A 21,309-nucleotide genomic window follows, 5' to 3' on the forward strand; every position below is an offset into this window, starting at 1 on the left:
GCCATGCCACAGGTCGTACGTTCACGGATCAGGGCGCTGCACGGACCGCCCCCCGTCGCCCCGCTGCCGCACCGCTTCCGCTCCCTGGCCGACCGCGAGGCCGTCGCCGTGCTCCACCGGGCGGCCCGCGTGCTGCTGGATTCGCTGCCGGAACTCACGGACCGGCTCGTCGAGGCGCTGCGGGAGCAGGAGCCCGCCTACCGCACCGCGATCGAGACCGAGCCCACCGAGATCTGGCAGGAGGTCCACCACTCGCTGCGGCACAACGTCGCCTCCCTGATCCAGCCGCGGGAATTCCGCGACGCCGCCCACCGCACCTCCCGGTGGATCGGCGAGACCCGGGCCGAACAGGGCGTACCGCTCGACGCGGTCATGCACGCCTTCCGGATGGGCGGGGCGATGGTCTGGCAGGACCTGGTCGACGACACCGCCCGCCGCCACCCCGAGGACATCCGGCTGCTCGTCCATGTCGCGGCGGACGTCTGGAACTTCGTCGACGAGCACTGCGGGGTCGTGGCCGAGGCCTACCGGCAGGCCGAGCGGCGCCTGACCTGGCGCCGCGAGAACCAGCAGCGCCTGATGACGGCGGCGCTGCTGGACGGCACCGCCCGGATCGCCGACCTGCCGGACGCCGCGGCGATGCTGGGGCTCCCCGTGCAGGGGCGGTACGCGGTGCTCGCGGTCGCCACCGCGCGCCGCGCCCCGCACGACACGGACCGGCCGCCGCTGACCCTGCCCGAGGGCACACCCGTGCTCTGGCACACCGGCGGCGACGCGGAACTGGCCATCCTGCCGCTGGAGGCGGCGGCGGTGACGGCCGACGAGCCCGCCCCCTGCGAGGGGGAGGCGGACGCCGGCATCACCGGCCGGACGTCCCGGGCCCCGGGGCAGGACGAACTCGCCTCGGTGGCGGCGGAACTGACCGCGCCGCCCGGTACCCGGATCGGGATCAGCTCCGTGGTCGACGGGCTCGCCTCGGTCGGCGACGCCCGGCGCCTCGCCGGGACGGCGCTGCGGGCCTGCCCGGCGTCCGGCGGCACCGTCCTGCTCGACGAGCACCTCCCGGCCGCTCTCGTCGTGTCCTCACCCGGTCTCGGCACCGCGCTGGCCGACCGGGTCCTCGGCCCGCTCGACCGGCTCGACCCGGCTGACCGGGACGTGATCATCGAGACGCTGACCGCGTGGCTCGACTCCGACGGATCGGCACAGCGGGCGGGCGCGCGGCTGTACTGCCACCGCAACACGGTGCTGAACCGGCTGCGGCGGTTCGAGCAGCTGACGGGGCGCTGCCTGACGCGGCCGTCGGACGCGGTCGAGGTGTCACTGGCGCTGGCGGCGCGGCGGCTGCTGGGCCGTTGAGGCGGGGGACGGTGCCGTACCGGGCCGCGCGGGCGCGGGCCGTCCCCGCACCACGCGGAGCGCGGGGCCCCGCGTTGTGCGGACGCACACGTCCGGCCCGCGAGGGCTGTACGGGCGCCGCGCCCGCGCCCCGCCCCCTGTACCGCGCCCGTCCCGCCTGATGCCCTGGCGCGCATGCCTTCAGCTGCCCCTTGTACGGCCGAGCCGGCGGAGCGAACCCGGTGAGCGGCGCGATCGACGCACGGTCCCTGGCCGTGGTCATCTTCCTCGGCTTCGTCGCCGTGTCCCTGCTGCTGTGCGGCCTGGCCGCGGCGGACCAGGACGACCCGGATCACTTCTACGCGGGCGGTGCCTCACTCGGCCCCGTCGGCGGCGGACTCGCCATCGCCGGCGACTACGTGTCGGCGGCCACCCTCCTCTCCACCACCGGATCCGTCGCCCTCGCCGGGTTCGACGGCGTCCTGTTCGCCCTGGCCACCGTCGCCTCGCTGGTCCTGGTCATGCGCCTCTTCGCCGAACGGCTGCGCCGCCAGGGCGTGTTCACCCTCGGCGACTTCCTCGCGGACCGGCTCGGGGACGGCTCCGTACGCCGGGCACTGGGCGTCGCCACCCTCGTGGTCCTCGCCCCGCTGCTCCTCGTCCAGCTGACCACCGCCGGGCACGTCATGACGGCGATGTTCGGACTCCCCGACGGCGCGCTCACCGGCTGCACGGTCGCCAGCGGCGCGCTGATGGTCTGCTACTCGGCCTTCGGCGGCATGCGCGGGACCGGCTTCATCCAGATCCTCAAGGTCGCCGTGGTGCTGGCCGCCGTCACCCTGCTCGCCGGACTCGTCCTCGCCCGCTTCGACTGGTCCCCGTTCGCCCTCTTCGACGCCGCCCGGGTGGGCAGCAAGGCGGGCGGCGACTACGCGCTGCCGGGGCTGCAGTTCGGCCACGGGCTCGCGGGCGGCCTCGATCTGATCGGATTCCAGCTCACCCTCGTCCTCGGCGCCGCCTGCATGCCACACATCACGATGCGGCTGCATCCGATACGCGACGCCCGGACCGCGCGCCGGGCCGGCGTCTGGGCGGTGGCCCCGGTCGCCCTCCTGTGCACCTGCATCGTCATCGTCGGGCTCGGCGCCTCCGCCCTGATCGGAGGGGACCTGCTGCGCGCCGCCGATCCGGCCGGCGGCACCGCGCTGCTGATGGTGACCGGCGCCCTGGACCCGGGCGCCTCCGGGCCGCGGGACAGCCCGCTGTTCGCGCTCGTGGCCTGTGCCGCCTTCGCCACCACCCTGGCCGCGGTGGCCGGCATCACCCTGGCCGCCGCCTCGTCCCTGGCCCGTGACTTCACGGCGAAGTCCGGTGCCCAGGGCGCCGGCAAGGCATCCCGCAGGGAGATCCGCCGGGCCCGCTGGGCCGTCCTCGCGATCGGCGCGCTCGCCGTGCTCCTCTCGGCGTACACCCACGAACGCAATCCGCAGGTGCTGCTCTCCCTCTCGTTCGCCGCCGCGGCCTCGATCCTGCCGCCCGTCCTGCTGTACGCCCTCTTCCGGCCGGGTTTCCACGCACGGGGGGTGCGGTGGACCGTATACGGAACGCTGCCGCTGATCGCGACCCTGATGATCCTGTCACCGGCCTTCTCCGGCTCCCCGGTCGCGCTCTTCCCCGAGTGGGACTTCGACGTGTTCCCGCTCCAGACGCCGGGCCTGGTCACGATTCCCGCCGGGTTCCTCCTCGGACTGCTCGGTTCGGGACCGGGACGGGACGCACCGCGGGACGCGCCCCGCCACCGGGCCCGCCGGGCACCCGCGCGGGCGGGCACCGATTCCTGAACGGCGGCGGCCCGGCCCGGCCACGTCGTCAGGCCCTACAGGCCGAGCTCCGCCGTACGCAGCCGGGCCAGCGCGTCCTTGTCCCCGTCCAGCTCCACCCGAGCCGCGTCCTGCCTGCCCGCCGCGAACAGCAGCAGCTCACCCGGCTCCCCGGTGACCGTCACCACCGGGGTGCCCTTGTGGGCCACCACCGTCTGGCCGTCCGGGCGCCGCAGCACCACACCGACCGGGGACCGGCGGCCCATCATCCGGGCCGTTTTCTCGGTGCGGGACCACAGCACATCGGCGAAGACCGGGTCCAGCTCCCGCCGGGACCAGTCGGGCTGGGCCCGGCGCACGTCCTCCGCGTGGATGTAGAACTCGACCGTGTTGGCCGCCTCGTCCAGCTGCTTCAGCCCGAAGGGTGACATCCGCGGCGGACCCGTACGGATGAGCTGGATCAGTTCCTCGTACGGCTTCGCGGCGAATTCGGCCTGCACCCGCTCCAGCCGGTTCTTCAGCACACCCAGCACGATTCCGCCCGCGGCGTCCGCACGGCGCTCGCGCACCACGACATGGGCGGCCAGATCTCGGGTCTTCCAGCCGTTGCACAGGGTCAGGGCCTCAGGACCCGCCGCTTCCAACAGGTCGGCGAGCAGGAGACGTTCACGCTTCGCATGGGTCGACATGCCCGCCAGCGTACGGCCGGCGCCCGCGGTCCGCCCAGTGGACGCACACCCGGACGGCCCCGCCCGGCGCGGCACAATGGAGCGCATGACCAGCACGCCCGGCATCACACCCGCCAGCAACCTCGACCCGGCCGTCGCCGCCCGCCTCAAGCGCGGCCCCGACGGACTGGTCCCGGCCATCGCGCAGCAGTACGACACCGGTGAGGTGCTCATGCTCGGCTGGATGGACGACGAGGCGCTGCACCGCACCCTCACCACGGGCCGCTGCACCTACTGGTCCCGCAGCCGCCAGGAGTACTGGGCCAAGGGCGACACGTCCGGCCACATCCAGCGGGTCGTGTCCGTCGCCCTGGACTGCGACGCCGACACGGTCCTGGTGAAGGTCGACCAGACCGGGGCCGCCTGCCACACGGGCGACCGCACCTGCTTCGACGCAGACGTCCTCCCGCTCTCCGTGCCCCAGTAAGGTCAGCCGCCATGGATCTCGAGACCTTCCGCAAGCTCGCCGTCGACCGGCGCGTCATCCCCGTCAGCCGCCGGCTCCTCGCCGACGGTGACACCCCGGTCGGCCTCTACCGCAAGCTCGCGGCAGAGCGCACCGGCACCTTCCTCCTCGAATCCGCGGAGAACGGCCGTACCTGGTCCCGCTACTCCTTCATCGGGGTGCGCAGCGCCGCCACTCTCACCGCCGTCGGCGGACAGGCGCACTGGCTGGGCGCCCCGCCCGTCGGCGTCCCCCTCGACGGGGACCCGCTGCAGGCCCTGCGCGCCACGGTCGAGACCCTGCACACCCCGCGCGACCTGGTCGGCGGGGAGGGTCTGCCGCCGTTCACCGGGGGCATGGTCGGCTATCTCGGGTACGACATCGTGCGCCGGCTGGAGAAGATCACCGAACACGGCGGCGACGACCTGGAGCTTCCCGAGCTGACCATGCTGCTCACCTCGGACCTCGCCGTGCTCGACCACGGGGACGGCACGGTCCTGCTGATCGCCAACGCGATCAACCACAACGACCTGGACACCGGGGTCGACGAGGCCCACGCCGACGCGGTCGCCCGGCTCGACGCCATGGAACGGGACCTGTCCAGGCCGGTGGAGAACGCCCCTGCCGCCCTGCCGCCCTCCGAGCTCCCGCCGTACACCGCCCTGTGGGGCGCAGAGGCCTACCAGGACGCCGTCGACGACATCAAGGAGCGCATCAGGGCCGGCGAGGCCTTCCAGGTGGTGCCCTCCCAGCGGTTCGAAACGCCCTGCACGGCAAGCGCGCTGGACGTCTACCGGGTCCTGCGCGCCACCAACCCCTCGCCGTACATGTACCTCTTCCGCTTCGACGGCTTCGACGTCGTCGGCTCCAGCCCGGAAGCGCTCGTCAAGGTCGAGGACGGCCGGGCCATGGTCCACCCGATCGCCGGGACCCGGCACCGCGGCGCCACCCCGCAGGAGGACCAGGCGCTCGCCGAGGAGCTCCTCGGCGACCCGAAGGAACGCGCCGAGCACCTGATGCTCGTCGACCTCGGCCGCAACGATCTGGGACGGGTCTGCGAACCCGGCAGCGTCGAGGTCGTCGACTTCATGTCCGTCGAGCGGTACTCGCACGTGATGCACATCGTGTCCACCGTCACCGGGCGCGTCGCCGAGGGCCGCAGCGCCTTCGACGTCCTCACCGCGTGCTTCCCCGCGGGCACCCTCTCAGGCGCCCCCAAGCCGCGCGCCATGCAGATCATCGAGGAGCTCGAACCCACCCGCCGAGGCCTGTACGGGGGATGCGTCGGCTACCTCGACTTCGCCGGCGACTCCGACACCGCCATCGCCATCCGGACCGCCCTGCTCCGCGGCGGCACCGCGTACGTCCAGGCCGGAGCCGGAGTCGTCGCCGACTCCGACCCGGTGGGCGAGGACACCGAGTGCCGCAACAAGGCCGCCGCGGTCCTGCGGGCCGTGCATACGGCGAACCGGCTCCGGGCCCACGGAGCCGGTAGGGGATAGTGGAGTACGTGAGTGCTGTCCCCGTACCCCAGCCCCGTGGCCGGGCCGCCTCCGCGCCCGACAGCGCGGGAAGCCGCCGAAGCCTGGGCGCCGGCCTGCTCCTCGGAGCCGCAGGCGCCACCGTCGTGCTCCTCGCCTCCGGGCAGACCTGGGCGGAGGGCAGGGCAGCCGTCGGCGGCGGCACTCTGCCGCTGACCGCGGACGGCCAGGACGTCACGGGCCTCCCGGCGGCCCTGGCCGTCGTCGGCCTGGCCGCCCTCGTCGCCGTCTTCGCCGTCCGCAGCAGCGGCCGGACGCTCGTCGCCGGGCTGCTGGCCCTCAGCGGCCTCGGCGCCGGACTGAGCGCCTACGCCGGAGCGTCCGACAGTCAGGCGCTCGACGAGAAGGCCGCGCAGACCACCGGCAACGCCTCGGCCACCATCCAGGCCCTGAGCCACACCGCGTGGCCGTACGTCACGGCCGTCGGCGGACTGCTGATCCTGCTCGCCGGACTGCTCGCCCTGCGCTACGGCAGCCGCTGGCCCGCCATGTCGGGACGGTACGAGCGCGACGGCACCCCTCGCCCCCGCAAGGCCCCCCGCACCGCCCCGGACCCCGACCGGCCCGAGGACCTGTGGAAGGCCCTGGACCGCGGCGAGGACCCGACGCGCGAGGCATGACCCCCCGGGCTCAGGTCCCACGGCACGTACGGGACAATGGCACCGAGCTTTCTGTACAGCGATACCTTCAGCGCAACACCAACGAGGAGCAACTCATGGCGGGCAGCAGCCACGGACACACCCCGGCCGCCTGGACCGGTGTCATCATCTGCTTCATCGGCTTCTGCGTCGCAGGCGTCTTCATGGTCGCGGCGAACCCGCTCGGCTTCTGGGCCGGAATCGCCGTCACCCTCCTCGGCGGTGCCGTCGGTCTCGCCATGAAGGTCGCCGGCCTCGGCATGCCGAAGGAGTCGGCCGAGCTGGCCGCGGCCAGGGCCCGTGCCGGACAGGCGCAGATCTCCTCCTGAGCACCGTGCCGCCACGGCGACACGACGCGAGGCGCAGCCCGGAGCGGGCTGCGCCTTTCCGCGTCAGCGGGGACAATCGGCGGGTGGACGCTTCAGCTTCTCCCGCCGCCCCGGGCCCGGCCCCCGTACCCGCCGATCGCGGACGGGCCGCCCCGGCGCCCCCGGCCGGTCACGGCCCCGTGTTCCCCCCGGCGCCCGCACCGGTCTCCTGGCTGAGGCGGCTGGCCACACCCGTCGGGGTCATGGCGGCCGTCGTCGGAGCCTTCGGCTACGTGGCCACCGTCGACCCCAACGAACCCGGCCACTACCCGGTCTGTCCCGTGCTCCGGTTCACCGGCATCCTCTGCCCCGGCTGCGGAGGGCTGCGCAGCGCCCACGCCTTCGCCCACGGCGACCTCGTCGCGGCGCTGGGCTCCAACGCCCTGGCGGTCGCCGGCTACGTCGTCTTCGCCGCGGTGTGGCTGCTCTGGATGGTCCGCGCGAGCCGGGGACAGCCCCTGCGCATCGCACTCGCGCCCGTCCACCTGTGGGGCCTGGGGGTCGTGCTGCTGGCCTTCTCGGTCCTCCGGAACCTGCCGTTCGGGTCAGGGCTGGCGCCGTGAATGCCCAGGTAGTGGGACGTACCGTCTCCGGATGCGGGCCCTGCGGCCTCCTGCGGATACCATCGAGAAGTCTGATCGTGTTCCCTCATCACCGTTCCGGAAGGGGGCCGCTCGCGTGAGTGTGCTCGACGAGATCATCGACGGCGTCCGCGCCGACCTCGCGGAGCGGCAGACGCGTGTCAGCCTCGACGAGCTCAAGGAGCGCGCGGCGCGCGCTCCCCAGGCCAAGGACGGAGTCGCCGCCCTGCGCGGCGAGGGCGTGACCGTCATCTGCGAGGTCAAGCGCTCCAGCCCCTCCAAGGGGGCCCTGGCAGCCATCGCCGACCCGGCGGCGCTCGCCGGGGACTACGAGGCCGGCGGGGCGTCCGTCATCTCGGTCCTCACCGAGGAGCGCCGCTTCGGCGGCTCGCTCGCCGACCTGGAAGCCGTCCGCGCCAGGGTCGACATCCCGATCCTGCGCAAGGACTTCATCGTCACCTCGTACCAGCTGTGGGAGGCACGGGCCTACGGCGCCGACCTCGCCCTGCTGATCGTCGCCGCCCTCGACCAGGAGGCCCTGGTCTCGCTGATCGAGCGCGCCGAGTCGATCGGCCTGACGCCGCTCGTCGAGGCGCACGACGAGGAGGAGGCGGAGCGCGCCGTGGACGCCGGAGCGAAGATCATCGGTGTCAACGCGCGTAACCTGAAGGACCTCAAGGTCGACCGCTCCACCTTCGAACGCGTCGCCCCCGAGATCCCCGACCACATCGTCAAGGTCGCCGAGTCCGGCGTCCGCGGCCCGCACGACCTCATCGCCTACGCCAACGCCGGCGCCGACGCCGTGCTGGTCGGCGAGTCCCTGGTCACCGGCCGCGACCCGCGCGCCGCCGTGGCCGACCTGGTCGCCGCCGGCACCCACCCCGCGCTGCGGCACGGACGGGGCTGACCTCACCCGTGCCCGACCGTCCCGCGCCCCGCACCCGGCCGGGCCTGCGCCCCGCCGGGGCGACGGCCCGGGACCCCCACGGGCCGCAGCCGCGCGGTTGCCCCCCGCCCGCCCCTCGCGACCACCCCCAGCCCAGGCGCTGCGCGCCGCCGTTCTGGCACCGCGGCTGCCGGGCCCCCGCCCGGCGGGTGCACGGCCGGCGGGTCCGGTACGTGATCGGCGACGAACCGGGACAGGTCAACGGCATGCGATGGCGCACGGGGTCCGCGCCGTAGCGAACCCCGGCCGTCGCCCTCCCTCCGCGCACCTCGCGCCGGGGGAGCCGCCGACCCACCGCACCGACCGCTCACCGGCCGGTGCGGCGCTCCGCTCACGGCGCACACGGTGAAACCACCCGTCGCAGGTCGAGGAGTACACCGCATGTCGTCCGACTTCTTCATTCCGGACCCCGAGGGTCTGATCCCCAGCGCCGAAGGGTATTTCGGCGCGTTCGGCGGCAAGTTCATCCCGGAGGCGCTGGTCGCCGCCGTGGACGAGGTCGCCGTCGAGTACGACAAGGCCAAGGCCGACCCGGCATTCGCCGCCGAGCTCAACGAGCTCATGGTCAACTACACGGGCAGGCCCAGCGCGCTGACGGAGGTCCCGCGCTTCGCCGAGCACGCCGGAGGTGCCCGAATCTTCCTCAAGCGCGAGGACCTGAACCACACCGGCTCGCACAAGATCAACAACGTCCTGGGCCAGGCGCTGCTCACCAGGCGCATGGGCAAGACCCGGGTCATCGCCGAGACCGGAGCCGGCCAGCACGGCGTCGCCACGGCGACCGCCTGCGCCCTCTTCGGGCTCGAGTGCACCATCTACATGGGTGAGGTCGACACCGAGCGGCAGGCGCTGAACGTGGCGCGGATGCGGATGCTCGGGGCCGAGGTCATCGCCGTGACGTCCGGTTCCAGGACGCTCAAGGACGCCATCAACGAGGCGTTCCGCGACTGGGTCGCCAACGTGGACCGCACGCACTACCTCTTCGGCACGGTCGCCGGGCCGCACCCGTTCCCGGCGATGGTCCGCGACTTCCACCGGGTCATCGGTGTCGAGGCCCGCCGCCAGATCCTGGAGCGCACCGGCCGGCTGCCGGACGCCGCGGTCGCCTGCGTCGGCGGCGGTTCCAACGCCATCGGCCTCTTCCACGCCTTCATCCCGGACGCGGGCGTCCGGCTGATCGGCTGCGAGCCCGCCGGACACGGCGTGGAGAGCGGTGAGCACGCGGCGACGCTGACCGCGGGCGAGCCCGGGATCCTGCACGGCTCCCGGTCGTACGTCCTCCAGGACGACGAGGGCCAGATCACCGAGCCGTACTCCATCTCGGCCGGCCTCGACTACCCGGGCATCGGCCCGGAGCACGCCTACCTCAAGGACGTCGGCCGCGGCGAATACCGCGCGGTGACCGACGACGCCGCCATGCAGGCGCTGCGCCTCCTGTCCCGCACCGAGGGGATCATCCCGGCCATCGAGAGCGCGCACGCCCTGGCCGGTGCCCTGGAGGTCGGGCGGGAGCTGGGCAAGGACGGGCTGATCCTGGTCAACCTGTCCGGCCGCGGGGACAAGGACATGGACACGGCCGCACGGTACTTCGGCCTGTACGACCAGGAGGAGGAGAAGTGAGCGGCAACCGAGAGCTCCTCGAGGCGACGCTGGCGAAGGCGGCGGCCCAGGACCGGGCCGCGCTCATCGCCTACCTGCCCGGCGGCTTCCCGACCGTCGACGGCGGCATCGAGGCGGTCAAGGCGGTCGTCGCGGGCGGCGCCGACATCGTCGAGGTGGGCCTCCCGCACAGCGACCCGGTGCTCGACGGGCCGGTCATCCAGACCGCCGACGACATCGCGCTGCGCGGCGGCGTCAGGATCGCGGACATCATGCGCACGGTCCGCGAGGCGCACGAGGCCACGGGTGTCCCCGTCCTCGTCATGACGTACTGGAACCCGATCGACCGCTACGGGGTCGAACGCTTCACCGCCGAGCTCGCCGAGGCGGGCGGTGCCGGGTGCATCCTGCCGGACCTGCCGGTCCAGGAGTCCGGACCGTGGCGCGAGCACGCCGAGAAGCACGGTCTCGCCACCGTCTTCGTCGTCGCGCCGAGCAGCCGGGACGCGCGTCTCGCCGCCATCACGGCGGCCGGTTCCGGCTTCGTGTACGCCTCCTCGCTCATGGGCGTCACCGGTACCCGGGAGTCGGTCGGCGAGCAGGCCCAGGAACTGGTGCGGCGCACCCGTGCCACCACCGACCTGCCGGTCTGCGTCGGCATCGGTGTGTCCACGCCCGAGCACGCCCGGCAGGTCGCGGCCTTCGCCGACGGGGTGATCGTCGGCTCGGCGTTCGTCAAGCGGATGCTGGACGCCCCGGACGCGGCCGCCGGCCTCGTAGCCGTCCGTGAGCTGGCCGGCGAACTCGCCGAGGGCGTTCGAAAGCGCTGACTCGGTCCGCACCCGTTCGGGTGGACCTGGGACCGGGGAGGCGCTGACGTGCCTCCCCGGTTCGTTTGCGCGGTGTGAGCGACAAGAACCATGAGCGAAAGAGAGCCGCGCGCGACCGGCTCGTACAGCAGCGTGAGCTGGACCGTGCGCGGGAGCGCCGCAGGCGCACGCTGATCGTCGCGACCGCCGTGGTGGGGGTGATGGGGCTGGCCGCGGTCATCGGCCTGATCGCCGCCAACGCGGGCAAGAACGACAAGGACGGCCAGGCAGGGCCCGTGGTCACCCCGTCCGGCGCGACCGGCGAGGACGGCCTCACCCTCCGGGTGGGAGCGGACGACGCGCCGTCCACGCTCACGATCTGGGAGGACTTCCGCTGCCCGGTCTGCGCCCAGTTCGAGGACGCCTTCCGCGACACGATCGCGGAGCTGGCGGCCGACGGCCGGATCAAGGTGGACTACCACCTGGCCACGATCATCGACGGCAATCTCGGCGGCAGCGGATCCCTGCGCGCGGCCAACGCGGCTGCCTGCGCCCAGGACGCCGGCAAGTTCGCCCCGTACCACGACGTGCTCTACCGCAATCAGCCCGCCGAGTCGGACGACGCCTTCGCCGACAACGGCAAGCTGATCGAGCTGGCGGGCTCGGTGGACGGCCTGGACACGCCCGCCTTCCGCAGCTGCGTGGAGGACGGCACCTACGACGGCTGGGTCGAGAAGTCCGACACCGCCTTCGGCGAGGGCGGCTTCCAGGGGACTCCCACCGCGCTGCTCAACGGCGAGCCGATCTTCCCGAAGAAGGGGGACGAGGAGATCTCCGTCGCGAACCTCGAGAAGTGGGTGGCCGAGGCGAACAAGGGCAAGAAACCGGCCACGGCAGGGGCGACACCCTCCCCATGAGGCGCCTCGTTACCCAGAAGTTGCCGGACGGCTTGCCGTACGTCCCGTCCGGCAGGGTAGCGTCGACCCCGTCATGAACCTTGCCTTCATTCCCAGCCCGTCGACCGGCGTGATCGAGCTCGGCCCGATCCCGCTCCGCGGCTACGCGTTCTGCATCATCATCGGTGTCTTCGTCGCCGTCTGGTTCGGCAACAAGCGCTGGATCGCCAGGGGCGGCCGAGCCGGCACCGTTGCCGACATCGCCGTCTGGGCCGTGCCCTTCGGCCTTGTCGGCGGCAGGCTCTACCACGTCATCACCGACTACCAGCTGTACTTCAGCGACGGTGAGAACTGGGTGGACGCCTTCAAGATCTGGGAAGGCGGCCTCGGCATCTGGGGCGCGATCGCGCTCGGCGCGGTCGGTGCCTGGATCGGCTGCCGCCGACGTGGGATCCCGCTGCCCGCCTGGGCCGACGCCCTGGCGCCCGGCATCGCCTTCGCCCAGGCGATCGGCCGTTGGGGCAACTGGTTCAACCAGGAGCTGTACGGCAAGCCGACGGATGTGCCGTGGGCGCTGGAGATCAGCGAGGGTGCGAACCGGGTCGCGGGCACCTACCACCCGACGTTCCTGTACGAGTCGCTGTGGTGCATCGGTGTGGCCGTGCTGGTCATCTGGGCGGACCGCCGCTTCACGCTCGGACACGGCAGGGCTTTCGCGCTGTACGTGGCCGCGTACTGCGCGGGCCGCGGGTGGATCGAGTACATGCGCGTCGACGAGGCGCACCACGTGCTGGGCCTGCGGCTCAACGTGTGGACGGCGATCATCGTCCTCGTGCTGGCGGTGACGTACATCGTGATCTCGGCGAAGGTGCGCCCCGGCCGCGAGGAGATCGTCGAGCCCGCCGCGGCGGAGCCGGCCGGGGGCGAGCCGGACGAGGACCGCGAGCCCGGCAAGGACGGCGCCGGGGCCGCGGCCCCGGCGCAGGACGCTGAGGACAAGGACGCCGGAGCTCAGGAGGCGGACGCGGAGGCGAAGGCGCCGGAGGACGATGCGGCCCCGCAGAAGGCCGACAAGAGCTGACCCACCCGGAACGCACAGGGGCCGCAGGACCGCGAGGTCCGGCGGCCCCTTCCTGTGCCACGGCCCGTCGGACGGGGTGCCGCCGGGCTCACGTCAGGCGTCCCGCCAGGGCCAGGGTCCGCCGCGCTGCCGCCACCACCGCGGCGTCGACGAACCTCCCGTCCGGCAGGGCCAGCGCCCCGGCGTCCGTCCGTGACGCCTCCATGATCTGCTCCGCGGCCTCGATCTCCTGGGCCGTGGGCCGGAACGAGCGCTCGATCACCGGCAGCTGCCGGGGATGGATCGCCGCCCGGCCGAGCAGCCCCAGCCCCCGCCCGTGCGCGCACGACGACCGCAGCCCGGACAGATCCCGGACGTCGGGGAACACCGACATGACGGGCGGGTCGAGCCCGGCCGCCCGGGCGGCGACCACGACGCGGCTGCGTGACCAGTCGAGCCCGGCGTCCTCCCGTACGCCCAGATCCGCCCGCAGGTCCGCCTCGCCGAGCGCGATGCCCCGCACCTCGTGATGGGCACCGGCGATCGAGTACGCGTGCTCGATCGCCAGCGCCGACTCCAGCAGCGGATACAGCGCCACCCCCGGCGCCAGCGCCGCCACATGGTGCACGGACGCCGCATGAGTGATCTTGGGGAGCCGCATCCCGGACAACCCCGGCAGCCCTCTCAGGGCCTTCACGTCGTCCTCGCCGTGGACCCGGACATGGACCGGCACCGCCATCGGGCCGGCCGTGACCGGATCCGCGAGGAGCTCCAGGGTCGCCGCCCGTGCGTACTCCTTGCGGTCCGGCGCGACCGCGTCCTCCAGGTCCACGATCACCACGTCCGCCCCCGAGCCGAGCGCCTTGCGGACCACCGCGGGCCGGTCCCCGGGAACGTACAGCCAGGTCAGTGCCACCGCCGGGGCACCACTCACAGCGCACCCTCCTCCCGCAGTGCCGCGATCTTCGGCGCCGACAGGCCGAGTCCGGCCAGGATCTCGTCGGTGTCCGCGCCGTGCGGCCGGCCCGCCCAGCGGATCGCCCCCGGCGTCCCCGAGAGCCGGAACAGCACGTTCTGCATCCGCAGCGGCCCCAGCTCCGGGTCGTCGACCTCGGTGATCGTGCCCAGCGCCCGGTACTGGGGATCCTCCATCACGTCCCGTACGTCGTTGACCGGCGCGATGGCCGCCTCCGCCTTCTCGAACGCCGAGAGCGCCTCCTCCCTGGTGCGCCGGGCGATCCAGTGCCCCACGGCGTCGTCGAGTTCGTCGGCGTGCTCGGCGCGCGTGGTCCCGGCGGCGAACCACGGTTCGTCGATCAGGTCCGGGCGCCCCACCAGGCGCATGACGCGCTCGGCGACCGACTGGGCCGAGGTCGAGACGGCCACCCAGTGGCCGTCGCAGGTCCGGTAGGTGTTGCGCGGGGCGTTGTTGCGGGAGCGGTTGCCGGTGCGCGGCTGGACGTAGCCGAGCTGGTCGTACCAGAGCGGCTGCGGCCCCAGCACGGTCAGGATCGGCTCGATGATCGCCAGGTCGACCACCTGCCCCTGCCCGGTGCGGTCACGCCCGGACAGGGCCGTCATCACCGCGTACGCCGTGGCGAGCGCCGCGATCGAGTCGGCGAGCCCGAACGGTGGCAGGGTCGGCGGCCCCTCCGGTTCCCCGGTGACGGCGGCGAAGCCGCTCATCGCCTCGGCGAGCGTGCCGAAGCCGGGCCGGTGCGCGTACGGGCCGAACTGGCCGAAGCCCGTGACCCGGGCCAGCACCAGCCGGGGGTTGACGGCGTGCAGCTCCTCCCAGCCCACGCCCCAGCGTTCCAGTGTCCCGGGCCGGAAGTTCTCGATGATCACGTCGGTGTCCGCGGCGAGCCGCAGCAGCACCTCCCGGCCACCGGGGCTGGACAGGTCGAGGGTCAGCGTGCGCTTGTTGCGGCCGAGCAGCTTCCACCACAGGCCGACCCCGTCCTTCACGGGACCGTGCCCGCGCGAGGGGTCGGGCCTGCGCGGATGCTCGACCTTGATGACCTCGGCGCCGAAGTCTCCGAGCATGGTGGCCGCGAGCGGTCCGGCGAACAGCGTGGCGAGGTCCAGGACCCGCAGGCCGGAGAGGGGAGCGGTCGTCGCATTCATACGGCATCGGTCTCGCTTCGGTACGGCGTCGGCACCGGGGTGCCGGGCCTGCGCACGCGGAGCGCAGCGGCCGGGGACGCCCGGTGGACGTGGGCGACCGGGTCCCTGTCGGTGCTGCCGAGCACGGCGATCGCTGTCATGGGCGGCGTACCTCCTGGTAGGTCAGTTCGGCGAGTGTGTCGAAGCCGATGGAGCCGAAGCCGGGCACGGATGTCGAAAGCCGGTTCCTGAGCGGGGCCGTCCACCGGTCGGGCAGCGCGGCGGGCCGCCCGGCCAGCAGGCCCGCGAGCGATCCGGCCGTCGCGCCGTTCGAGTCGGTGTCCCAGCCGCCGGACACCGCGCAGCAGACGGAGCGGCCGAAGTCGCCGTCCGCGTGGGTGAGGGCGGCGGCCAGCAGCGCCGCGTTGGGCAGGACGTGCACCCAGTGGTGGGTGGCCGCGTAGGCGGCGTGCAGCCGGTCCACGACCGTGTCGAAGTCCGGTTCGGTCCGGGCCGTCGTGATCCCGAGGCGCACCGCGTGGGCGTACCGGGAGCGGGGCGGCACCACGCGCAGCCCGGCCGCCAGGCAGCCGTGGACGTCCGTCTCACCGCCGGCCGCCTCGGCGAGCGCGGCGGCGGTGAACATCGCCCCGTACACCCCGTTGGAGGTGTGCGTGAGCACCGCGTCCCGGTGTGCCTGCGCGGCGGCGGCGGCCGGGTCACCCGGGTTGGTCCAGCCGTGCACGTCGGCCCGGATCTGGGCGCCGATCCACTCCCGGAACGGGTTGCGGTGGCGGGCGGTGTCCGGCGGCTCGATGCCGTCGAGCAGATTGCGGTACGCGATGCGCTCGGCGGTGAAGACCCGGCCGGCCGGGAGCGAGTCCAGCCAGAGCCGGGCGAGGTCGGCCGTGGTGAAGCGGCGGCCGTGGCGCTGGAGCAGCAGCACGGTCAGAAGGGGATGGTCGAGGTCGTCGTCCTCCGGCATGCCGTCGATGTTCTCGGCCAGGGAGGTGGTCGCCGAGCGCCGGTTCCAGGGGTGGGCGGCCGCCAGCTCGTCCGGCAGCCCGCGGCCGGTGAACCAGGTGGTGAGCGGCCAGTTGCCGGCGGCGCGGGCCAGCGCGCGGATGCCGGCCAGGGGCAGCTTCTCGACGGGCTTGCCGAGCAGGCAGCCGGCGGCCCGGCCCAGCCAGGCGGCGTGCAGCCGTTCGGGCCCGAGGGCCGCGGGACGGGGCCGGGGGGCGGGCCAGCGCGGGCAGGCCGCCTGGATCGCGGCCAGTGCGGTCGGCTCGACCTTCGCCAACGGGCTTTCCAGCAGCGCGAGTTCGTCGAGGAACCGCTCGGCCAGCGCCCGCAGCCGGGGTGACGCGGGGGACTTCGCCGCCCCCGCACGCTCCGGTGCGGGGGCGCCGCCGGCCTCGTACCAGCGGCGCTCCACGTCCCCGGCGTCCCTGCCGTCCTGTGCGGCCTGGCGCAGTTCGTGCCCCACCAGGTCCTCGGGCTGAACCCACGTCAGCCGTACGGTCACCGGGGGCCGGCCAGTGTCGCGAACGCGGCCTCGTGGGCCCGGCGGCGGGCGGTGTCCCGTACGAAGATCTCGCGGGCGACCTCCGTCAGGGCCCGTGCAGGGGCGTGCAGATCGAGGCGGCTGGCCTCGGCGACCGTCTTCACCCAGGCGGCGGGGACCGCCCGCTCGCCGTGGAGCGCGCCCGCGAGCGCGCCGCTCATCGTCGCGATCGAGTCGCAGTCACGGCCGTAGTTGACCGAGCCGAGCACCGTGTGCCGGTAGTCGCCGCCGCCGACGAGCAGCATCCCGAGCGCGACCGGCAGCTCCTCGACCGAGTGCAGCCGGGAGGGCCGCCGGGCGCCGAGCGAGGGATCACGGTAGTGCGGGCCCACCGTGTCGAAGGGGGCCACGGCGGCACGGACCGGGGCCAGCGCGGACTCGAAGTCGGTGTACCGGGAGGCCACCTCGCACACCGCCTCGATCGCCGACCGCGTGCCGTCCTTGGCCAGCGCCAGACAGGTCCCGACGACGGACCCGGGTGTGGCGCCCGGGGTGCAGGCGGCGGCGACGGCGGCGGCGAGGATCCCGGCCGCCTCCCGCCCGTACGAGGACTGATGGGCACCCGCGACGTCCAGCGCCTCCGCGTAGGCGGCCTCCGGGTGGGCCGCGTTCACCAGTCCGACCGGGGCCATGTACATCGCCGCTCCGCAGTTGACGATGTTTCCGGAGCCGGCCTCGCGCGGGTCGGCGTGGCCGTAGTGCAGCCGTGCGACGATCCACTTCTCGGCGAGGAAGATCCGCTGCAGGGGGAGCGCCTCGGCCTCCAGCTCCGGGATCCAGCGGGGACGGGACATCAGATCCGGTACGAGGTGGTCGGCCACGGCGTACGCGTCGAGATGACCGCGCACCGTCTCGTACACCCTGATCAGCGCATGGGTCATGAGGGTGTCGTCGGTGACGTGCCCGTCGCCCTTGTGGTAGGGGGCGATGCGGCGTGCGGTGCGCCAGTCCTCGCCGTGCCAGGGGCCGACGATCCCGGTCACCCGGCCGCCGTGGCGTTCGGCGATCTGCTCCGGGGTCCAGCCCTCGACGGGGCCGCCGAGGGCGTCGCCGACGGCCGCCCCGACGAGCGCGCCGGTGATCCGCTCATCCAGGGTGAGCGTCGTGCGGGTCGTGTCCGCCGCGAACGGTGCGGGAGTTTTGGGTGTCATGCCGGAATTGTCCACCCGAGGTGACGTCCGTGGCCGCCAGCAGCCCGGCGAGTTCCATGAGATCGGTGCCGGCGAGCCGGGGCAGCGCGCACCCGGCCAGCGTGCGGCAGGCCTCGCGCCAGCCCGCGGGCACGGTGCCGATCCCGCCCAGCGCACCGGTCAGCGCTCCGGCGAGGGCGGGCGCCGAGTCGGCGACCCGGGACAGGCAGGCCGCCGCGGGCACGGCCTGGGCGATCTCGCCCCGGGCGGCGGTGGCCAGGGCCAGGGCGACCGGCACGGTCTCGGCCGCGGCGATCCCGTAGCTGTACACGTGGTCGACGATCTGGTGCTCCAGCACCGGGACGAGGGCGAAGGCACCCGCCGCCTCTCCCGCGAACTCCCGGGCCAGCCGCACCGCGTGGACGGCGTTGCGGGCGATCTCGGTGCCCTCGGGAAGCCGGTCGAGCGCCGCGTTCACCACGGTGTCGACGTCCGCCCCGGCCAGGGCCTCGGCGATCGCGGCGGCGATCGCGCGGGCGCCGTGCACCCCGTCGCCGTCCTGCGTGTAGCGCGCGTCGAACTCGGCGAGTCCGGCGGCGGCGGCGGGATCGCCGGGATGCACGACCGCGAGCACGGCGGCCCTGACACAGGCCGCGTCGTCGAAGTAGTGCGGGTTGTCGTGGCCGGTGGCGGGAGGGCGCAGTCCGGCGGCGAGATTCCCGAGCCCGGCCCGTACGGAGATCCGGGCCCGGAGCGGGAGGACGGCGGACTCCACCTCCGGCGCCCGTGCGCCGGCTGCGGCCACCTTCGCGGCCAGGGCGTTCCACGACCGGTCGATCGCGTCCCGCATCCGGTGGCCGGGGGAGAGGCCGGGCGCGTGGTCGGCGGCGGCGGCCAGTACGGTCCGGGCGGCGAACGCGGCCCACTCGGCGTCGTCGGAGGGCCCGAGCCGCAGCGGTTCGGGCGGCTGGTTGAGGGCGATGGGCACCGGCAGCGTCGTCGTCGCGTTCTGCTCGGCGAAGGTGTCGAGCTCCCGGGTGAGCCGCCGGGTCCACTCGGGCATCCGTGCCGCCCGGTGCCGCGCGGCCGGCCAGCCGGCGGCGTCCCCGGCGGCCAGCCCGAGCAGCAGCCCCTCGATCCGGGCCTGCCGCCCGGGGGCCCGCGTCCCGGTCGCCCCGTCGGTGCGGGGGCGGTCGGCCGGTCCGGCGGTGATGCGGATGGCGACACGGGGAGCCGTGTCCGGCGGGACGGCGGGAGCGTCCCGCTCCGGGCCAGGCGCCGGGTGGGACGGGGCCCCCGGGGCGGGTGCGGCGGCCCCGGCTCCGTGCGCGGCGGTCATCGGGTGGCTCCCTCGCCGGTGGCCGAGCCGTCCCACCGGAGGCCGGGGGCGACCCGCGCAGGGGCGCCGGCCGGGCGGTCCCGGCCGGGCGGAGCGTCCTCGGCGTCGTCCGGGGTCAGCAGCTCCGCGATGTCCAGCACGTGGTAGCCCCGCATCGACGGCAGGCAGCTGCCCCGCACCGGGCCGATCGCCGACGCCCAGTCCCGTGGAATCGCCGATGCCCCGTGCAGGGCACCGGCCAGCGCCCCCGCCACCGCGGCCGTCGTATCGGCGTCCCTGCCCATGTTCACGGCCGTCAGCACCGCCGTACGGAAGTCGCCGCGCGCCGCCGTGAACGCGCCGAACGCCAGGCCCACCGCCTCCGGTGCCAGATCCGTCCACGGATAGCCGCCGATCACCACGGCGGAGCGCACCGTGCGCTCCCTCGTCAGCCGGTCCGGGTACGGGCGCTGCGCGGCGGTGACCGCGCGCCGCAGCGAACGGGCCGTCCAGGAGTCCATCGGTACGACCGAGAGCGCGGCGGCGATCACGGAGGCGAGCCCGGCGCCCACCATCGCGGCGGCCACACCCGCCGCGACCGCCTGGCCGCCGTAGATGCCCTCCCCGTCATGGCTGACCCGGCCGTCCACCGCCACCAGCCGGGCCGCCTCCGCGGGCCGGCCCGCCGCGAAGACCCCGAACGGCGCCGCCCGCATCGCGAGACCGTCGCTCCACGCGTGCCGGTGCTGGGCCGAGATGGGAGCGGCCAGGCCCCGCCGCAGATTCTCCAGCGTGCCGCGCTCGCTGAACCCGGCGCCGCGGAACGGGCCCTCGTCGAGGTCGGCGATCCAGTGGTGCCACGCCCGCTCGACGTGCGAGACCGTGAGCGCCGAACCGTGCCGTGCCAGCAGCAGCCCGGAGAAGATCGCGTACTCGGTGTCGTCCGTGCCCGCCGGGTCGTCGCTGACGAAGCCCTCGATCCGGCCCCAGCGCCGGCGGATCTCGGACGGCCGCAGGTTCTCCGCCGGGGCACCGAGCGCGTCCCCCACCGCGAGCCCCAGCAGCGCCCCCCGGGCCCGGTCGCCCGTACCGCCGGGCCCCGCACCCGTCAGCGGCTGTGCCGGACTGTCCGCCGTCAGCTCCATCGCGTCGACCCTTCGTTCGCCCCGGCAGGTGCCGGCTGAGCGATCTGTGCCACGCGAAGGCCCCCACGAGCCCGATCACGGCAACAAAAGGGCCACACGGATGATGCCGCCGACGACGTGCCCGGAGCAGGTAAGTACGGCCTTCCTTGCTGGCGGGAGCCCCTTTTCGTGCGTACGTTCCCTCATGTCGAGCGGGGGCCGGAACGCGGGGAGCCCGCTTCCGGAGAAGGGGAGAACTGTGTCCATCATCGAGACCGACGCCGTACTGCACGAGGCGCACCGGGACAACCACACCCACCGCGACGTGAACGGCGGCTGGCTGCGGCCCGCGGTGTTCGGCGCCATGGACGGCCTCGTCTCCAACCTCGCCCTGATGACGGGAGTCGCCGGGGGAGCGGTCTCCCAGCAGACCCTCGTCATCACGGGCCTCGCCGGTCTGGCCGCGGGCGCGTTCTCCATGGCGGCCGGTGAATACACCTCCGTCGCCTCGCAGCGCGAGCTCGTCGAGGCCGAGCTCGACGTGGAGCGCGGTGAGCTGCGCAAGCACCCCAAGGACGAGATGCGGGAGCTCGCCGCGCTGTACGAGTCCCGGGGAGTCGAGCCCGCGCTCGCCCAGGAGGTCGCGCGCCAGCTGTCCAGGGACCCGGAGCAGGCGCTGGAGATCCATGCCCGCGAGGAGCTCGGCATCGACCCCGGCGACCTGCCCTCCCCGCTCGTCGCGGCCGTGTCCTCCTTCGGCGCCTTCGCGCTGGGCGCCCTGCTGCCCGTACTGCCGTACCTGCTCGGCGCCACCGCGCTGTGGCCCGCCGTGCTCCTCGCCCTCGCCGGCCTGTTCGGCTGCGGCGCGGTGGTGGCCAGGGTGACGGCGCGCAGCTGGTGGTTCAGCGGACTGCGCCAGCTCCTGCTCGGCGGGGCCGCCGCGGCGATCACGTACGGTCTGGGCACCCTGTTCGGCGTGGCGACGGGAAGCTGAACGGCCTCGCGGACGTTGGCACGGTGTGACGTACGTCTTGGCGCACGTCACTGGGCGGACGGGGCCTCCCGGCCGTAAAATGAGATCCTATGCGGCGCTACACATAAGTAGCCGTTAACCGGCGGTTTCGAATCCATGACCGCAGGGCAAGAGCCGTAGACACCGCGGGCAACGACGCCTGTGCTCTCCGGTCGCCCGGGCGGTGATCCACAAGGATCCGCCCGCTCCTGACCCACTTCCACCACGACTCCGTGGTGTCCGCATGCTGGAACGCCCTATCCGCTTCTTGAGAAGCGTTCCATCA

At 74.0% G+C, this 21,309-nt stretch carries 22 protein-coding genes; 14 read left to right on the top strand and 8 right to left on the bottom strand.

Annotated elements, in window-relative coordinates; genetic code table 11:
- Positions 1-3 precede the first annotated feature (3 nt).
- Positions 4-1,359 carry a helix-turn-helix domain-containing protein gene (locus AB0F38_RS04465; protein ID WP_361886397.1) on the top strand — a complete coding sequence of 452 codons (1,356 nt, stop codon included), beginning with the start codon at positions 4-6 and terminating at the stop codon, positions 1,357-1,359.
- A 221-nt stretch (positions 1,360-1,580) separates the two neighbouring features.
- Positions 1,581-3,179, top strand: a complete 1,599-nt coding sequence (locus AB0F38_RS04470) for a cation acetate symporter (RefSeq protein ID WP_361886400.1) — start codon at positions 1,581-1,583, stop codon at positions 3,177-3,179.
- 35 nt (positions 3,180-3,214) lie between these two features.
- Here the strand turns inward: AB0F38_RS04470 and AB0F38_RS04475 are convergent, their stop codons facing one another.
- Positions 3,215-3,847, bottom strand: a complete 633-nt coding sequence (locus AB0F38_RS04475; protein ID WP_361886403.1) for a TIGR03085 family metal-binding protein — start codon at positions 3,845-3,847, stop codon at positions 3,215-3,217.
- A gap of 85 nt (positions 3,848-3,932) precedes the next feature.
- On the opposite strand from AB0F38_RS04475, the gene hisI reads away from it, so the two are divergent.
- The 11 genes from hisI (at position 3,933) to lgt (ending at position 12,790) form a co-directional block, all read left to right on the top strand.
- On the top strand, positions 3,933-4,313 hold the full coding sequence (gene hisI, locus AB0F38_RS04480) for a phosphoribosyl-AMP cyclohydrolase (RefSeq protein ID WP_361886406.1): 381 nt from the start codon (positions 3,933-3,935) through the stop codon (positions 4,311-4,313).
- An 11-nt stretch (positions 4,314-4,324) separates the two neighbouring features.
- Positions 4,325-5,833 carry an anthranilate synthase component I gene (locus tag AB0F38_RS04485; RefSeq protein ID WP_361886409.1) on the top strand — a complete coding sequence of 503 codons (1,509 nt, stop codon included), beginning with the start codon at positions 4,325-4,327 and terminating at the stop codon, positions 5,831-5,833.
- Positions 5,833-6,492, top strand: coding sequence for a TIGR02234 family membrane protein (locus tag AB0F38_RS04490; protein ID WP_361886412.1), 660 nt, complete (start codon positions 5,833-5,835; stop codon positions 6,490-6,492). The genes AB0F38_RS04485 and AB0F38_RS04490 overlap by 1 nt, the downstream gene beginning before the upstream one ends.
- 95 nt (positions 6,493-6,587) lie before the next feature.
- Positions 6,588-6,839, top strand: coding sequence for an HGxxPAAW family protein (locus AB0F38_RS04495; RefSeq protein ID WP_361886414.1), 252 nt, complete (start codon positions 6,588-6,590; stop codon positions 6,837-6,839).
- An 83-nt stretch (positions 6,840-6,922) separates the two neighbouring features.
- Complete coding sequence (locus tag AB0F38_RS04500; RefSeq protein ID WP_361886417.1) at positions 6,923-7,441, top strand: DUF2752 domain-containing protein; 519 nt, start codon at positions 6,923-6,925, stop codon at positions 7,439-7,441.
- Positions 7,442-7,556: 115 nt separating this feature from the next.
- Positions 7,557-8,366 carry an indole-3-glycerol phosphate synthase TrpC gene (gene trpC / locus AB0F38_RS04505; protein ID WP_361886420.1) on the top strand — a complete coding sequence of 270 codons (810 nt, stop codon included), beginning with the start codon at positions 7,557-7,559 and terminating at the stop codon, positions 8,364-8,366.
- Between the two features lie 8 nt (positions 8,367-8,374).
- Positions 8,375-8,641 carry a tryptophan synthase subunit(beta) gene (locus AB0F38_RS04510; RefSeq protein ID WP_361886423.1) on the top strand — a complete coding sequence of 89 codons (267 nt, stop codon included), beginning with the start codon at positions 8,375-8,377 and terminating at the stop codon, positions 8,639-8,641.
- Between the two features lie 145 nt (positions 8,642-8,786).
- Positions 8,787-10,025: a tryptophan synthase subunit beta gene (gene trpB / locus AB0F38_RS04515; RefSeq protein ID WP_361886426.1), complete on the top strand. Its 1,239-nt coding sequence runs from the start codon at positions 8,787-8,789 to the stop codon at positions 10,023-10,025.
- A complete protein-coding gene (gene trpA, locus AB0F38_RS04520; RefSeq protein WP_361886429.1) occupies positions 10,022-10,834 on the top strand; it encodes a tryptophan synthase subunit alpha in 813 nt (270 codons plus the stop codon). Before trpB ends, trpA begins: the two co-directional genes overlap by 4 nt.
- Before the next feature lie 74 nt (positions 10,835-10,908).
- Complete coding sequence (locus tag AB0F38_RS04525) at positions 10,909-11,730, top strand: thioredoxin domain-containing protein (RefSeq protein ID WP_361886432.1); 822 nt, start codon at positions 10,909-10,911, stop codon at positions 11,728-11,730.
- Between the two features lie 73 nt (positions 11,731-11,803).
- On the top strand, positions 11,804-12,790 hold the full coding sequence (gene lgt, locus AB0F38_RS04530; RefSeq protein WP_361886435.1) for a prolipoprotein diacylglyceryl transferase: 987 nt from the start codon (positions 11,804-11,806) through the stop codon (positions 12,788-12,790).
- Between the two features lie 88 nt (positions 12,791-12,878).
- Here lgt and AB0F38_RS04535 read toward each other — a convergent pair whose 3' ends face one another.
- From AB0F38_RS04535 to AB0F38_RS04565, 7 genes are read right to left on the bottom strand one after another with little or no spacing between them, the layout of a single operon-like run.
- Positions 12,879-13,703, bottom strand: a complete 825-nt coding sequence (locus AB0F38_RS04535; protein WP_361886438.1) for a CoA ester lyase — start codon at positions 13,701-13,703, stop codon at positions 12,879-12,881.
- Positions 13,700-14,896: a CoA transferase gene (locus tag AB0F38_RS04540; RefSeq protein ID WP_361886441.1), complete on the bottom strand. Its 1,197-nt coding sequence runs from the start codon at positions 14,894-14,896 to the stop codon at positions 13,700-13,702. The genes AB0F38_RS04535 and AB0F38_RS04540 overlap by 4 nt, the downstream gene beginning before the upstream one ends.
- Entirely contained in the window at positions 14,893-15,036 is a 144-nt protein-coding gene (locus AB0F38_RS04545) for a hypothetical protein (RefSeq protein ID WP_361886444.1), read from the bottom strand. Before AB0F38_RS04545 ends, AB0F38_RS04540 begins: the two co-directional genes overlap by 4 nt.
- A complete protein-coding gene (locus AB0F38_RS04550; RefSeq protein ID WP_361886447.1) occupies positions 15,033-16,400 on the bottom strand; it encodes an ADP-ribosylglycohydrolase family protein in 1,368 nt (455 codons plus the stop codon). The genes AB0F38_RS04545 and AB0F38_RS04550 overlap by 4 nt, the downstream gene beginning before the upstream one ends.
- Positions 16,397-17,590 carry an ADP-ribosylglycohydrolase family protein gene (locus AB0F38_RS04555; protein WP_361886450.1) on the bottom strand — a complete coding sequence of 398 codons (1,194 nt, stop codon included), beginning with the start codon at positions 17,588-17,590 and terminating at the stop codon, positions 16,397-16,399. Before AB0F38_RS04555 ends, AB0F38_RS04550 begins: the two co-directional genes overlap by 4 nt.
- Positions 17,526-18,908: an ADP-ribosylglycohydrolase family protein gene (locus AB0F38_RS04560; protein WP_361886453.1), complete on the bottom strand. Its 1,383-nt coding sequence runs from the start codon at positions 18,906-18,908 to the stop codon at positions 17,526-17,528. The genes AB0F38_RS04555 and AB0F38_RS04560 overlap by 65 nt, the downstream gene beginning before the upstream one ends.
- Positions 18,905-20,032, bottom strand: coding sequence for an ADP-ribosylglycohydrolase family protein (locus tag AB0F38_RS04565; RefSeq protein WP_361886456.1), 1,128 nt, complete (start codon positions 20,030-20,032; stop codon positions 18,905-18,907). Before AB0F38_RS04565 ends, AB0F38_RS04560 begins: the two co-directional genes overlap by 4 nt.
- A 238-nt stretch (positions 20,033-20,270) precedes the next feature.
- Here AB0F38_RS04565 and AB0F38_RS04570 point away from each other — a divergent pair, with 238 nt between their 5' ends.
- On the top strand, positions 20,271-21,005 hold the full coding sequence (locus AB0F38_RS04570; protein WP_361886459.1) for a VIT1/CCC1 transporter family protein: 735 nt from the start codon (positions 20,271-20,273) through the stop codon (positions 21,003-21,005).
- Positions 21,006-21,309: the final 304 nt, after the last annotated feature.

Origin of the sequence: Streptomyces sp. NPDC025273 (genome assembly GCF_040638585.1) — a bacterium.
Lineage (GTDB): Bacteria > Actinomycetota > Actinomycetes > Streptomycetales > Streptomycetaceae > Streptomyces > Streptomyces cinereorectus.

Coding starts and splice junctions, on each gene's coding strand:
- AB0F38_RS04465 (WP_361886397.1), top strand. CDS start 4: ATGCCACAGGTCGTACGTTCACGGATCAGGGCGCTGCACGGACCGCCC.
- AB0F38_RS04475 (WP_361886403.1), bottom strand. CDS start 3,847: ATGTCGACCCATGCGAAGCGTGAACGTCTCCTGCTCGCCGACCTGTTG.
- hisI (WP_361886406.1), top strand. CDS start 3,933: ATGACCAGCACGCCCGGCATCACACCCGCCAGCAACCTCGACCCGGCC.
- AB0F38_RS04485 (WP_361886409.1), top strand. CDS start 4,325: ATGGATCTCGAGACCTTCCGCAAGCTCGCCGTCGACCGGCGCGTCATC.
- AB0F38_RS04495 (WP_361886414.1), top strand. CDS start 6,588: ATGGCGGGCAGCAGCCACGGACACACCCCGGCCGCCTGGACCGGTGTC.
- trpB (WP_361886426.1), top strand. CDS start 8,787: ATGTCGTCCGACTTCTTCATTCCGGACCCCGAGGGTCTGATCCCCAGC.
- lgt (WP_361886435.1), top strand. CDS start 11,804: ATGAACCTTGCCTTCATTCCCAGCCCGTCGACCGGCGTGATCGAGCTC.
- AB0F38_RS04540 (WP_361886441.1), bottom strand. CDS start 14,896: ATGAATGCGACGACCGCTCCCCTCTCCGGCCTGCGGGTCCTGGACCTC.
- AB0F38_RS04545 (WP_361886444.1), bottom strand. CDS start 15,036: ATGACAGCGATCGCCGTGCTCGGCAGCACCGACAGGGACCCGGTCGCC.
- AB0F38_RS04555 (WP_361886450.1), bottom strand. CDS start 17,590: ATGACACCCAAAACTCCCGCACCGTTCGCGGCGGACACGACCCGCACG.
- AB0F38_RS04560 (WP_361886453.1), bottom strand. CDS start 18,908: ATGACCGCCGCGCACGGAGCCGGGGCCGCCGCACCCGCCCCGGGGGCC.
- AB0F38_RS04565 (WP_361886456.1), bottom strand. CDS start 20,032: ATGGAGCTGACGGCGGACAGTCCGGCACAGCCGCTGACGGGTGCGGGG.